The sequence below is a fragment of the Pedobacter sp. PLR genome, assembly GCF_026239675.1.
Lineage (GTDB): Bacteria > Bacteroidota > Bacteroidia > Sphingobacteriales > Sphingobacteriaceae > Pedobacter.
On sequence record NZ_JAPIVQ010000001.1, the window covers coordinates 427,065 to 441,274 of the forward strand.

Sequence of the window (14,210 nt, forward strand, 5' to 3'; positions counted from 1 at the left end):
TTTGGTTTATTTGTGTTATTTAAAATTACCACCAATTATCAGCGCTAACAAAACTTTTTTTGTCTAAAACTGACACTATATTGTCTAAAATATTGAATTTTCACGAAAAATTTGCAAATTTAACAAATGCAACCACTTCTGCTTGAAACCAACACCGTACAACGACATACGATTTTTGTTAAAGAAATCAATGTTAAAAACCTGAGTAACCCGGTGCATTTCCATAAGGAATATGAAATGGTTTTGATCACCAAAAGCAAAGGAAGAAGGATTGTTGGCGACAGTATTGAGAATTTTGAGGAAGGGGATCTGGTCCTGATCGGGCCTAACCTCCCACACGTCATGTACAATGACAAATCCTATTATGAACCGGACAATGAACAACGGGTGGCTGCTATTGTGACTTACTTCAGAATGGATTGGTTAAATGAGGATTTCATAAATTCCAAAGAAATACCGCAGCTCCAGGAGTTATTGCAGGATATTGGACGAGGAATCCATGTATTTGGCGATACACAAAAACAGGTCGTCCAGCTCTTAAATGAATTACTGGCCAGTAATGGCTTGAGGAGAATCATTCACTTATTGAGTATCATCAATTTGATTTCAGAAACAAAGGAGTATAAATGTCTTTCCAGTATCGGTTACACCAATCCCCACAACCAGAAGGATGTTCAGCGGATCAGTAAGATTTACACTTATATCATGGATAATTTCACAGCGGATATTCCCCTGGAGACTGTCGCCACGCTGGCAAACATGACGCCCTCTGCCTTTTGCAAGTATTTTAAGGGGCGTACGCAAAAAACATTTACCAATTTTGTAAATGAGGTAAGGATTGGTCACGCCTGCAAATTGTTATTCAATGACCAGCTCAGCATGACAGAAATCTGCTTTCAGTCCGGCTTTAATAACCTGACCAATTTTAACAGAAATTTTAAGCAGTACACGAAAGTCAGTCCTTCAGAATTCAAGCGGAACCTAACAATTTAATAAATCAGCTATCCTGCATGAGCGCGCTTCGTCCTCCATCTATCAGATAGGTGGTACCGGAAGCAAAAGCAGCGTATTCACTGGCGAGGAAAACACACCAGCCACCGATCTCTTCGGGGCTCCCCAAACGCTTTACCGGGTGTAAATTAATTGTCCGCTGTTTTTCCTTTTCAGGCTCCGGAAAGGAATCAAACCAATCCTGATTTCCCGGTGTATCAATAAATCCGGGGGCAATTCCTATGGTTCTTATTTCGGGTCCCCACTCTATGGCAAGGCTCCTGACCAGGCCAGTTAAAGCAGTTTTACTCACATTATAAGGGAAGCAACCCGGTATTGTTGCTGAGGCATGATTGGAGGTCATGATGATGATGAGTCCTTTACGCTGCTCCAGATAGGGTTTACACAGTTTCGCCAGTCGCCAATGAGCGGACAGGTTCAAGTCCATGTTTTGCTGCCATTGTGATTCCTCACAATCCAGAGCGCCTTCAAAGAAGTTTTTTCCGGCATTTGAAACCAGGATATCTATGCCTCCGTTAAACTGTTCCAGCACCTCCTTTACAAAAACTTCCATTTCCGCAGGTTGAGTCACGTCTGCCTGTTGGTACCATACCCCGGCACCTTCCGCTTCAACGGCATTTACAAAATGCTTTGCCGCTGCACTATCTTTTTGGTCCATTGCACAACCTGCAATGGCACACCCGGCTTTTGCCAGCATCTTTGCTACTCCAAAGCCGATCCCTGAAGTTACGCCGCTAAGCAGGGCTACTTTCCCCTGAAGATTGATTTCAAACATCGCTATATTATTAAACGTAAAATCCTGGTCTGGGTACAACTATTCCCGGGTGCTTTTCCATTTCTTCTTCTACCAGATCTACACCAAGTCCGGGACGATCCGATAAATGTAGGTGACCGTCTTTAATCATTTCTTTAATCGGATGGGTAATCACGGTATCCCTCCAGGGTACATCGTTAAACATAAACTCCTGGCGAAAGAAATTAGGTACTGAGGCACATACATGCGCAGAAGCTAGTGTAGACAATGGTCCGTTAGGGTTATGTGGGGCGAGCAATACATTATAGGCCTCCATCATGGTTGCCATACGTTTCATTTCAGAAGGACCTCCGCAACGGGTAATGTCAGGCATGATGAAGTCGCATACGTTCTTTTCCAATAATGGACGGATTCCATGACGCGTATAGTGACGTTCGCCTACACAGATGGATACGTTAGAAGGGATTCTATCGCGCATGGCTTTTAGGGTATCCGCACTTTCCGGACCTGCTGGTTCTTCGTACCAGGTAATATCCAGTTCGGATAAACGCTGCGCCATTTTCACTGCAACGCGGTAATTGAGCATGGCATGCGTTTCGATCATGATGTCGAAATCAGGCCCAACAGCCTCCCGAACAGCTTTACTTAATTCAAAAGCCAGGTCTTGTTGTTGGGTTGTCAGTTGAAGGTTACTGGAAAGATCTTCCCCGTACAGGTAGTTGGTATGCGCAAATGGGTCGAATTTTAAGCCGGTAAACCCGGCTTCCTTTACTTTTAGCGCTTGCGCTACATAGTCTTCAATGTTATGTCCGCCACCGGTAAACCAGTAATTTGCGTATAGTAGAATATCTTTGCGAAAGGCTCCACCCAGCAATTCATAGCAAGGCGTTTTCAATACTTTTCCTTTTAGATCAAGCAAGGCCATGTCGATCCCGCTAATGGCACACATGCTGGCGCCAAAAGGCCCCATCCAGTTGAGGTCGCGGTATAGCTTTGTCCAGATAAAATCAGTTCTCATTGGATCCAGCCCGATAATCCGTTCGCCGACATGCTTAACAGCATTGTAAACAATCGGGCTCCCCGGCCAGTTGGTCGCTTCCCCTACTCCGGTATGCCCGGTATCGGTATATATTTTTAAAAGTGTCCAGTTGTATTTAACTCCTTCTACCAGCCAAACTTTTACCTCAGTGATTTTCATTTCAACAGCCTTTTAGATTATTAACAGTTTTAGGTTTATTAACTATAATGGCCGTAAGATTAATGAAAATTTCCCATAGCCGCCCAAAATACTATCTGTTTTATATTTTTAAGGGTACTGAAAATTGACATGGATTTATAAAACAAACACAGGAATGGTGATTGATTATAACAAGAGCGGACCGTATCGGGGATTGTAATACGGCCGCTCTGTTCTTAATTAATTGGGGGTTAATTAAACTTTTCGAAGTACTGATTTTAAGGTGGTCAATAGAAAAACAATAAAAAATGCAACCATCAGTGGAGCAAAGACTTCGAACCAGCCTACGCTACCCGTGAGTACTTTTATAATAAAAAGTATTGCGGTAAATAGTATTCCTAATGAGATTAAAACGGGAATAAACCCTTTTTGTCTAGTACTTGTTTTCTTACTTCTTCTCTTTGCCAAAGGGGTATCTTTTTAAATAATTTATGGAAGCGTAATTTCAACCCTTCTGTTCTTTTTTCTGCCGGCATTGGTACTATTCGAGGCGATGGGATTTTCAATTCCCTTCCCTTGTGCCAGGACCTTACTTTCAGCAATATTGTTCGACATCAGGTAGTTTTTAAATGCATCTGCTCTTGCCTGTGATACCCGCTGGTTGATTTCCAGCGAACCATCACTACTGGCATACCCATTTACCTGGATTGAAGCACCTGGATTTTCGGCCAGATAATTCAGGAGCGTTTTGATCAATGCCTGATCCAACTTATTAAATGAAGCAGAGCCCTGCCTGAATGTCGCTGCCGTTTTATTGTTTAATTTTTCTGCTACCTGATGTTCAACAACTGAACTCCCTGGTACCGCAGCTTGAGGGCTATTTTCAACAACTGCACTTGCTTCAACAGCCGGCACCCTGGCAGGTGTTACAGGAGTCGTATCCGTTGAATTCACTTCAGTTACAGCTATCTTTTCAGATTTCTCTATTGCTCCATCAGCAGTATAATACCAGATTCCTGCTCCAACTAACAAAAGCCCAAGCAATCCAATGAACCATTTCTTCGATTTTGATGCGTCATCTGTTGATACTATAGACTTCTCTTTTGTCAGATCAAATTTAGCTGATGCTGGATTTTTATCGGATGAATCTTTTACAGAACCACCATTTTTATTTAAATCAAATGCCATAATTTCTAATAATTAGGTGTACATATCTACTAATGTTTGTAAACTTCCGGTATGCGCTCTACCCATGGCCTCAAACTCCCAGGTATCGCCTACGCGGAACAGGCGTCCAAACTCAACCGCATCCTCATTGGTATATTGATCTTTCAAATCATAGCGGATAATCTCCTCACCGGATCTTTCATCAACTATACGGATATAGCAGTCGTTTACCTGACCAAAATTCAGGTCTAATGTTCTACGATCTTTGTTATTGTCATGAGGATATTTACAGATCGTACAACAAATAATGATTTGTTCCACCTTAGGACTAACCTTTGTTAAATCAATAAACATATCTTCATCATCATCCCCGTCACTTCTGGATCCATCCGGATCATCAATGGCTCCTGTAATCGCGCCATCCTCAGTTAAGGGTCTAAATAAGCCTTTTTCTATTTTGTCTTCCACTTTATTACCCATGCGGATCTGACCGTAAAAAGTAAAATAGGAATCCGAAGGAATTTTAAAATCATTGCCGATGGAGAAGGCAGATACATCAAGGTCAAATTCCGGTCCTCCCGGCTCATCATTCGGATCCCATCCCATTCCAATTTTTACAATGGTTAATCCAGGCGCTGCCTTGGAAAGGGAAAAACGATCTCCCTTGCTTAAATTAAAACTGCTCATACTTATATTTTTATTATTGATATAATTCAACTAATGTATTTAGACCTCCCGAAAATGCTTGTCCAAGGGCTTCCACGCTCCAATCCCCACCATTTCTGGAAATCGCGGCAATCACTATGGAATCTTCATTGGTAAAATTGTCCTTCAGCTGGTACTGGCATAAAATAGAATGATCAACAGCACTTCTGATATTGATATAGGAATTCTGTACATGACCGAAATGATGTCCTCTTTCTTCCCCCTGATCAATAGTTACGGCAAAATACAGGAACTCAATTTTTGAATCTACCTTAGCCAATTCAATATGAATCACCTCATCATCGCCATCACCTTCCCCACCTCTGCTATCTCCGGGATAAATAACAGAGCCGTCCGGACTGGTTGCATTATTATAAAAAACAAAGTATTCATCTGCCGCCAGTTTACCATTTTCGCCTAACATGAATAAGGACAGGTCGAGATCTACGGGATGTCCGTTCACAGTGGAAGGATCCCAGCCCAAACCCGCTATAATATGGTTTAGCCCTGGTTGTTCCTGAATAATTGAAATCGGTTTTCTCTTTTCTAATTGTATTGCCATGGTATAGTTATTAATGATTTAAATCCTAAGAACCTTTCTCAGGAGAATCTTAAGAAAACTTTTAAGTGACTTTCTTAGGGGGAAGTGGTGGACGTTTTACCTCCGGTAACCCTGGTGTTTTTATTGGGCTTGATGAGACATGCTCCTGCCTTTTAGGTGGCAATGGAGGTGGGACCTTTCGTGTTGGAAGTGCTGGTGCCGGAATTGCTGGTCTTGCCAATACAGGCGGAGCAACAGGTTTTACTGCAACAGCATGTTTCATAACAACAGCAGGCTTCATGGTAAAAGCAGATTTCATCGCATCCCTGACATCAGCCGCATTCACCTCCTTTACATAAGGATATTTCTTTTGCAGTTTGGTTGAAAAGTAAGAGGTACTAATCTCTTCTGTACCCAATAGGATAACCACATCTTCTACCGGTAAAGCCGCCGATTTCAAAAGATCATCGATCACCGTATAAATCATCCCATCATTGGAATAATACTGCAGCCTGTCGTTCAGGTTTCGCTCATTTACCTTAAACCAGTAGCTATTTCCATCAGAAAGTTCAGCATCACCTTTAATAATCAGAGATGTATTTTCCAGCAGACTTACACAAAAAGGGATCAGGAAGGCGACTTCCGTATCCTTATCGATGGCTAAATATGAATTTTGGAGCATAATATATTCTACAATCATATCCGCCAAAATCTTCAGCCTTGGATCTGCTCCCTGTCCTTCCAGCTTAACAGCACCGATCGCCTCCGCATTTATATTTTTATAAAGCCTCAGATACAATACATCATCAATCCCTTTTAACAACAAAATGGGTTTCTCTTTAGGCAGCACTCCTTTTTGAGCCAATACGCCAAATAACATCTGGTTAAAATGAACCCTGTCTAAATTAAAGTACCCAGCCTCTTGAAACAAAAGCTCTATCAATGATTTCTCATGATCTTCTATATCAGCTTCAAATAAAAAACGCAATGGAAAATGAGGCCTGTAAGACTCTATAGAGTCCCCCTTATATAAAACAGTATTCAGAAAATGAGATAAACATTGCTCTATTCCATAATAAAAAAGCTGCTTAACCGGCTTCTTATTCCCGTAAATACTGAAATGTTTACCTGGATCTTTTATAATTTCAAAATAGTTCCCATAAGCATTGGGATCATTTCTGTTAAACAGGTCTCTTGCCGCATTTCCAAAAATAAAATCGTTGCCATTTACATAAAAGTATAAAGGAATTTCATTGGATTCCTTTATACACAAGGGCGCATAAGTATGGTCCTCTAATTGATACCAAAAAGAAACCGAGCGCCTGGATATTTTTGCTAACACACAGAATTTCATTTCGCTTATTGTTTTTGAATTCCTTTAAGCAGATGTTTTTCAAAGAATTTCATCCCTTCTAAAATGATGATTGGCGCTACATAGTCGAACTCCTTCTGGTCATTGTGTTTTCGGTTTTGTGCCTTGATGAAATCTGGTTCCCCTTTAATAGAGTTCTCGATATTCATATCCTGAAAACCTGCCATAAAATCAGCAGCATTCATTTTAAGGCCAAACATGTTAGAAGAAACTTTATAGAATAGATCAGCAAAATCCATAAACCTTGGACAATGTGGTTTCCCTTCGGGAGGTAGACACAGGAAATGATTTCCAATATGTTCCAACATTTCGGGAGTAATGGAATTGGTGGAATCCAGGTACTTGAGCTCCCCACCAGGTGCAACAACACAGAAGTTATCTTCTCCTATTAATTCAATAGCTTGCTTATTAGTCGGTACAAGGATTTTGGTAATCGTAGTCGGAATAGCCAAACCTTTTGACACTTCATATTTAACGTCCGCATTATTTGCACCACGTTGGGAATTGATATCAATTATTCTTAATGGATGGAGAGAAATTGGTGTGATCGTTTGCTTTGCAACCGCCTCTCCTCCCATTCCACGTACAAACATTTCCGTATAATAATCGTCTGCGGCTTTAGGGCTCACAGCGGCAAACCAATCAAACAGCCTTGATCCTTTTCCTGCAAAGGCGATTTTAATTTTAGGTGGAATAGCTTTGACAACTGCCGGCGCATCTTCAGACTTTAAGATTTCATTTCTTAATTTAAAAGCCAGTTGCCCTGCATAGAACATGATTAAACCCGTTACATAAAGGTTAACACTCATCATCTCTTTGCATTCTGCGGCAATTAACAGGTAAAAAGTTTCGAAATCTGAGGCTTCCAACCGGTCCACAACCTGTTCAAAATAATAAGGAGCCGTGTTTTCTGTAAACTTATTTACCCCCGTATTTAATCCTTGAATGGTGATGTTCTTCCGCTGACACATCTTTAACAAGACGTTTTTGAAGTTTGGTGAAAATTTAGTGGCTTGTGCAACTCTTTCTGCGGCAAAACGAATTGAGTTTTGCTTGATCATTGCCTTTCCACCTTCCATCTGGCACAATGCTGTAATATCAGTGGTACTTCCACCAATGTCAAAGCACAGCACCAGTTCACCTGGATTAATAGAATACCCGCCATCCGGCCTTACTAAATAATTCGCTACAGCACAGGCTTCGGAAAGAGATTCCTCATCACTCAGTGTTCTAAAGTCAAATTTGACCGGAGCAGTTTCTGTAGCAATATTTACAACTTTGGCAGTGGCTTTTGACGCCTCATTGCCCCAGCCAGCTACTACCGCTACATTTTCAGTTCCCCATCCACTCGTTTGAGTTCCGCCCCAGCCTGATGTTGCTGCAACGGATTCGGTCGCCGGAGTACCCCAACTAGTATCAGCTCCTGCTGTGCTCCAGGCACTATCTCCTGTCGTATCGCCAATATTGGAGAGATCTGAAGGAGGATAAATCTTTAATTTCACATTGCCCTGAATCGGGGAGATCTCTTTAAGAGAATCCCAAATCCCCCTATATTCACTCAATAGTTCTTTACCCATTGATGATGGATAGGACCATTTCAAAGTATGTGGTTCATGCCCTTCAACAAACAGTTGCGCATAAACATGCAGGAGTAAAGAACTTAAATAAGCTGTTTTATAACTTTTATCAATTGGCTGTGCAGACCACTTCATGTTGTATACCAATTCTGCCCTGCCTATTCTATTGTAACTTAGAACATATCTGTTGTCTGCTGCGGTTTCAATTGGCAAATTTTTCTCGAAGCATGGAAAACCACCTTTAACCGCTTGTGCCATTAAGGAATCGTTCAGAATATTATCCTCATTTACAACCCTTCTGGAATCATGGATCGTTAAAACTGATTTTATAGCATTGCTGAGAATCTCATCATTTTGGAAGAAGAAAATCTCATCTTCAACTGCCGGACGAACATCATTGTTTTTAGCATCAGTCGACAACAGAGAAACTCTTTTATTAGTCAATTTTAAACTGTCGCAGACTTTACTCTCATATACAGAATAGTAAGCGATAGAAGAATTTGTACTCCCAAAATCGACCCCTAAATAAGCAGGAGATAATGATTTTGGAGAATTCAGCATATTGGCCGGCAAAGACTGTGTATTACCAGATCCATCATAGCGGATAATGCCAAAACCACAATCAATACCTGCATGAGCAAATTTCAGCCCTTTGAAAGGTTGATTACTTTCATAGATCTCATACTTATACTTGTTATCAGCCACTGCATTATTTGAGGCAATATGCAATTGTGCTTTAATATTCCCATATTTCTCAGGGATGACCGCAGCCTTACCGTTTCTGGCTAAATACAGTGGAATTCCATGCTCATCCAACACGATCCTGAAAAAATCATCGGCTACATTGCCGATAAATGGTGTGGCTTGAAAATTAGCATCATTATGCGGAATTTCTGAGTAAAGAAAATATCGGTTCCATTGTTTAGATATGAAATTAGGCCACATTAAAATGTCCTTACCGATAATGGATGTCGCTATTACTTTATAAATGACCTCCTTTACAATCTCATTGCCGCTTTCTGTATATAGTTTAAGGTTTACGGTTAAGCGTTCGCCCCCTTTATCATTGGGATCGTAAATGGCAGTAATCCTGGATTTCACATTTGAACCCTCCGATATACCTACTAATGCATCCAATGTGGCGCCAAAAACATTTAATGCCAACGGCGTCAATGGCAAAGCGAAATAAGCGTAGTTGTTTGGCTGCCCTTTAGTTTCTGCAGCTAACAACAATATCGGTTTGGATTTCAAATAGTCTCTGGTTTCTAAACCTTCTTTACCAAAATCTATCTGAGCAATTTCTGTTGTATCTGGCAACAGCAAATCTTTAGGGTCAAAAACTATCCTTTCTTTTCCACCCTCATTATAGATGATTCCTTCGGAGCCAAACAACTCTGTAGAGTAGTTAAATAGCAATCCAAAAGGGTAATTGAAAAGTGCACCAACTTCCGGTGGAGTTTGCTGATCTAGTTTTGGATAGCCTTTCTTCTGTTGATAAACTACCATTTCGTCCATCCACACCTGTATCGCAGCAGACATATTACCGTATTCCGGTCTGATAAACTCTTCCAGATCTGAATAATTGGACCTGAATTTTTCAATACTATTCAGAATATGTTTCGCATATCCATATAGTGAAAACAGTTCCTGAGGATTTAACTCTGATTGTAATGGGTCTATAAACTTTCCATTCTGCACGTTTACAAAAGGTAGTTTATCTTTAAGCTGATACGCTGCTGAGGTAAATAAAAAACTATCTGGTGAAGTACCGCCAACAACGTTCCCTTTAAACGAAATCACGTCAATAAATGGTATTTTGTCGGCATTATTTGCCAGAGACTGATCACACCATAATGGTTGCCGCTCAAACAGCATGTTTCCAAATGCACCTATTGGTTCGTAGATGTTTGCGGTATTGTGGAGCTGTAGTCCATCTGAATAAGATAGATAAACTCTATTTACCTCTATATCTTTATAGTTTAATGCAATACAACTGATAAACCCCTTCCATTCGCGAATCAGTGATTTATAAAACAGCATCATTCCATCAGCTGCCGCATCTTTGTCCTGAATATTATCAAGCGCGCTTTTAAACAGGTTTGCTCTGGCAAATACCGATGGTATCCCCGAAACAATCGTTCCAATATTAACGGATGAATTACCGTCTTTATCAACCGCAATTTCAGGGATTAAAATATTCTTTGTAAAAGCTTCCAATTGAGGAATGGTTTCCCAGGCAAATTCAAGTCCATTTGGTTCACTATTCGCATGAACTTTTATCGCCAGTGCCTTTATTCTTTTATCTGACATATCCCTTTATTTTAAATCGAAGTTTTGTGAAACAGTTAATGCATTGAAAATATGAGCAAGAAATTTCTCCTTTGTCGTGTTTACTTTTTGCTCGTCTTTCGGATTCGTGTTGATTAGTTTTTCAACGAAAGTGTTGTACCTGTCGCCAAAAATCCCACCTTTTGACCAATGGTGCTTTTCATCAAGAAAGATGGTGCCTATATCTAGTTTCCTTAACTCTGTCGGATTATCATGAAAGGCTTTGCTATCGAACAGGAATTTACCCGGTGCTACCGAATTCCTAACCTGATAAAGCCAGCCTGGAATTAACTGTGTGCCCTTAAAATTATAGGCAAATAACTTGAAATATTCATTAATATCTTTGCATTCTGCGTCGGTAATGGTACTGTACTGATTCAGTTTCTGATTTTCACACCGGGTGATAAACCCTTTGATTCCTGAATCATCAAAAGCACCACCATTCTTAGTCAAAGAGATGTGTGCTAAAGAAAAGAAAGCGCCCAATCTGTTGACAAATATTTCTCCTGCTTTATTCGCATTCCCAACGAAATCATCAAATGAAAAGTTGAAAGAATTGTCTTTAAATTCAACCGCTTTATAGAGATAATCGGCCTTTGAACTATCAAATCCATCGGATCTACTGAAAAAATCATAAGCAGCGCAAGCACACAGCAACTCGGTTACATGACAAGGATTCTTTTGTTCAGCTCCACCAGTTATGGTCTGATTGGAAGTATTATTTCCATCTATTTTTTTACTTTCTACCGGCCAGCCTATGTGGTATAAAAATTTATAACACTTCTGAACGGTAGGGTCACTCTGGTAGAATTGTAAGGCTGCCTGGCTATTTAATGGGAAAAATGAAGAGTCTGCAATGACGCTATTCGCCTTGCTTGCCTTTTGCTTATCATCCGGTTTATTAAAGGTAAAATACTCCGTAAGTAAGGTGGAACCAAACTTTGCTTTAGAGAAGTCGATACTTGAATTGCCACCTGAACGAATCTTAACAAAGTCCTGAAGGGCCTTAGGAACCACAGGAATTGAAGATGCGCCAGTGCCACCAAATACAGATCCAAAAATAAAAACCCTCGCGGAAGCACCTGCTTTTTCAAGCTTGCCCATAAAAGTATCTAATTCCCGTTCCTGAGTTTCTACTGCAGCGCCTTTGACGATGTTCCTTGCAGCTTCTACTATACCATGATAAATCAGCATAGAACCTAAATGCGTTTGTGCCCTGTAACCATGTTCCAATGCAAACTCCTGGACAGAGCTTTTATCAAGAAACAAATCGGAAATCAGCTTATTAGCCTTCTGCTGTTCCGGCGTCCCCGTTGAGATTTTGCTGATATTTTTATAATTCTCTCTCCCCGGACTTGAATAATTGGTCCAGAACCGATGTAAATTCAGCTTCGCAGAGAAGAACGTATTTGCGTTCGGCGTTCCACCTTCAATTGAACCAGAGGTTTTAACCCTATTGTATAAGTTAATCAGCTCTTCTACCCTACCCTTATTGCCGTTATTCTGATCCGTATCTAAGGTTAATACCTCTATTTCCTGGTTGTCAAACATTCCAATCCCACATAAATGGGTGAAAGATTCCAAACAACGCATTCCCGTACCACCTATGGCGATGACAAATAATTTATCCATTTATAAATAGTTTAGGAAATTAAAACCAATGACCGATTTTGCCGTTTGCAAACACTTTACTCATTACAAAACCTGCAATCAGGTATAAGAAAAATCCAATTACGGTTCCCATGCATAAAGCAAATACATAATCGTTGACTACCATGATATTCCCATCGGGTTTGAATAGAAAATACCCTAACAAAAAGCCGACTACCGGGTTTAAAATGGCCAGAATCCAAAACCAAGTCTTTCGGGCCTGAGGATCTTTGGGGTTACTTCCCCCTTCAAATTTTATAGCATTGGCACTAACAGCCGCTACTAGTAGAAATACTAAAACTGTGAGGAAGGAGATGAGATATGCGGTGATGGATTCCATTTTTCTTAATGATTACGTTTGATTATTGTTTAGTTTGGTTATTGTATAGTTTTGATATAGTAGGAATAGATGACTTGATTTGCCGGTTTTACATCAGCTAAGGTGTTTTTGATAGACTCGTACAAAGCTATGTTTGGTACCTTTTTAGCATTAACCCATTGGAATTTTGACAGTTTTGCGTTATCTGTTTGAGGGCTCGCATTATTTAATACAAGATCTACTTTAACAAGGCCATCTGGATTTGTAATGTTTTTCAGACTAAATTTCGGGTCGAAAGACACTCCGAATTCAGCATTCTTAGGATCTGAAGTTCTCGTGTTCGTAAAGAGCGTCTTGTTTAAAATAAAAACATCATTTAACGGATTTGTAGGTAATGGCTTATAGTCCCAGTCCTCTTTTAGTTTCCCATCAGCATTATAGCAGGACAAAGCAATGAGATCAGTTTCATTGTCGGCAACCTTAGTCTCTCCGTTATTTCCCTTTACTAATTTTGGTTTGTGATTTTTAGCTTCCGCAGATTTAGCGAACTGTTCAAAGTCTGTGCTCACATCTGAAACCTTTACCTCAAAATCACCAAATTTATAGCTATCGTCATTGCTCAGATCAATGTATAACTTTCTGAAAAAATCATTAAACTGGCCCTGACCAGCGTAAGCAGTGTGCGTCTTGTCGATATTTTTCCAATCGATACCTAAAGGATAGAATTCATAATGTTTTCCGTCTTTGAGCCCATTGACATAATTGTTTTTTAAGTCCAGAACGTTTTTATTTTTACTCTGCTCATCATAAAATATCCCACCAGTGTTCTCACCGGCGTATTTAGTCTGCAACTTATAAGCGGCATTAGACAAATCAAATCTTGTAGTTGATGCTGCCAGTTTAGATTCAAGTTTTGAGATCATACTGGATTCATTTGAACGACCAGTATTAAAAACCGTGAAATAAATATGCTTATCAACAGCTCCTTCTTTATAATCGGCAATAAAGAAGTGTATGGAATTCCCCTTTGCAAGCCATTTAGAGAAAGGTATTTTTAAAAACGCAGTATTTGTGACTTCATTGCCTTTTTGCCATTCCTCAAAATCTGTGATCAATAGTGCATCTTGATTACCCTCAACTATTTTTTCAACGGCCGACTGAATCGGAGCATAAATATCTGCATATTGACTTGCGTCATTCACTTGCTGCCCCAACTCTGTTGTATTCGCCACATTTAAAGCAGTGATTTCACCTGAGCCTAATTTGAAGACATCGAATTTTTCGGCTAAAACAGTATTAAAACAATCTGTCATCATTCTCTTAATCACTGGATCAGCAAATGCTTTATTAATACCAGAAGAAAAATCAATATATATGGCAGGATTGCCTGTTTTTACAGTGGTATTATTTGGAGGAAGCGTATGATGGTAAGCCTCAATGCGCTTACCTAATCCTTCATCATAAACGCTAAACCCTGCCTTTTCAAATGGATCTTTTTTGGTAAAAAAAGAACAAGAACTCAGAAATAATAACACCAAAAATATACCTGCGTTCCTGACTAAACCCGGAACATTTCCTTTTTTCATAATTTATATGGTTTTATACCTGT

At 40.0% G+C, this 14,210-nt stretch carries 11 protein-coding genes; 1 reads left to right on the top strand and 10 read right to left on the bottom strand.

Going from position 1 to position 14,210, the window contains the following annotated elements:
• The first annotated feature begins 126 nt into the window (after positions 1-126).
• Entirely contained in the window at positions 127-993 is an 867-nt protein-coding gene (locus OQX61_RS01800; RefSeq protein WP_265839927.1) for an AraC family transcriptional regulator, read from the top strand.
• Between the two features lie 4 nt (positions 994-997).
• On the opposite strand, the gene OQX61_RS01805 is transcribed toward OQX61_RS01800, so the two are convergent.
• From OQX61_RS01805 to OQX61_RS01850, 10 genes are all read right to left on the bottom strand, one after another.
• A complete protein-coding gene (locus OQX61_RS01805) occupies positions 998-1,786 on the bottom strand; it encodes an SDR family oxidoreductase (RefSeq protein WP_265839928.1) in 789 nt (262 codons plus the stop codon).
• A 10-nt stretch (positions 1,787-1,796) separates the two neighbouring features.
• Entirely contained in the window at positions 1,797-2,963 is a 1,167-nt protein-coding gene (locus OQX61_RS01810) for a mandelate racemase/muconate lactonizing enzyme family protein (RefSeq protein ID WP_265839929.1), read from the bottom strand.
• Between the two features lie 468 nt (positions 2,964-3,431).
• The gene (locus OQX61_RS01815) at positions 3,432-4,130 is read right to left on the bottom strand and encodes an OmpA family protein (protein WP_265839930.1); all 699 of its coding nucleotides are present in this window, start codon (positions 4,128-4,130) and stop codon (positions 3,432-3,434) included.
• Between the two features lie 12 nt (positions 4,131-4,142).
• Entirely contained in the window at positions 4,143-4,796 is a 654-nt protein-coding gene (locus OQX61_RS01820; protein WP_265839931.1) for a TerD family protein, read from the bottom strand.
• A 13-nt stretch (positions 4,797-4,809) separates the two neighbouring features.
• On the bottom strand, positions 4,810-5,376 hold the full coding sequence (locus tag OQX61_RS01825) for a TerD family protein (RefSeq protein ID WP_265839932.1): 567 nt from the start codon (positions 5,374-5,376) through the stop codon (positions 4,810-4,812).
• Positions 5,377-5,437: 61 nt separating this feature from the next.
• A complete protein-coding gene (locus tag OQX61_RS01830; RefSeq protein ID WP_265839933.1) occupies positions 5,438-6,709 on the bottom strand; it encodes a hypothetical protein in 1,272 nt (423 codons plus the stop codon).
• Between the two features lie 5 nt (positions 6,710-6,714).
• Positions 6,715-10,614 (bottom strand): hypothetical protein, encoded by a 3,900-nt coding sequence (locus tag OQX61_RS01835; RefSeq protein ID WP_265839934.1) that lies wholly within the window; start codon positions 10,612-10,614, stop codon positions 6,715-6,717.
• 6 nt (positions 10,615-10,620) lie between these two features.
• Complete coding sequence (locus OQX61_RS01840) at positions 10,621-12,264, bottom strand: hypothetical protein (RefSeq protein WP_265839935.1); 1,644 nt, start codon at positions 12,262-12,264, stop codon at positions 10,621-10,623.
• Between the two features lie 19 nt (positions 12,265-12,283).
• On the bottom strand, positions 12,284-12,622 hold the full coding sequence (locus OQX61_RS01845; RefSeq protein ID WP_265839936.1) for a hypothetical protein: 339 nt from the start codon (positions 12,620-12,622) through the stop codon (positions 12,284-12,286).
• 38 nt (positions 12,623-12,660) lie between these two features.
• Positions 12,661-14,187, bottom strand: coding sequence for a hypothetical protein (locus OQX61_RS01850; RefSeq protein ID WP_265839937.1), 1,527 nt, complete (start codon positions 14,185-14,187; stop codon positions 12,661-12,663).
• Positions 14,188-14,210 lie beyond the last annotated feature (23 nt).

Excerpts from the sequence above, each read along its gene's own strand:
- OQX61_RS01800 (WP_265839927.1), top strand. The coding sequence starts at position 127 with ATGCAACCACTTCTGCTTGAAACCAACACCGTACAACGACATACGATT.
- OQX61_RS01805 (WP_265839928.1), bottom strand. The coding sequence starts at position 1,786 with ATGTTTGAAATCAATCTTCAGGGGAAAGTAGCCCTGCTTAGCGGCGTA.
- OQX61_RS01810 (WP_265839929.1), bottom strand. The coding sequence starts at position 2,963 with ATGAAAATCACTGAGGTAAAAGTTTGGCTGGTAGAAGGAGTTAAATAC.
- OQX61_RS01815 (WP_265839930.1), bottom strand. The coding sequence starts at position 4,130 with ATGGCATTTGATTTAAATAAAAATGGTGGTTCTGTAAAAGATTCATCC.
- OQX61_RS01820 (WP_265839931.1), bottom strand. The coding sequence starts at position 4,796 with ATGAGCAGTTTTAATTTAAGCAAGGGAGATCGTTTTTCCCTTTCCAAG.
- OQX61_RS01825 (WP_265839932.1), bottom strand. The coding sequence starts at position 5,376 with ATGGCAATACAATTAGAAAAGAGAAAACCGATTTCAATTATTCAGGAA.
- OQX61_RS01830 (WP_265839933.1), bottom strand. The coding sequence starts at position 6,709 with ATGAAATTCTGTGTGTTAGCAAAAATATCCAGGCGCTCGGTTTCTTTT.
- OQX61_RS01835 (WP_265839934.1), bottom strand. The coding sequence starts at position 10,614 with ATGTCAGATAAAAGAATAAAGGCACTGGCGATAAAAGTTCATGCGAAT.
- OQX61_RS01840 (WP_265839935.1), bottom strand. The coding sequence starts at position 12,264 with ATGGATAAATTATTTGTCATCGCCATAGGTGGTACGGGAATGCGTTGT.
- OQX61_RS01845 (WP_265839936.1), bottom strand. The coding sequence starts at position 12,622 with ATGGAATCCATCACCGCATATCTCATCTCCTTCCTCACAGTTTTAGTA.
- OQX61_RS01850 (WP_265839937.1), bottom strand. The coding sequence starts at position 14,187 with ATGAAAAAAGGAAATGTTCCGGGTTTAGTCAGGAACGCAGGTATATTT.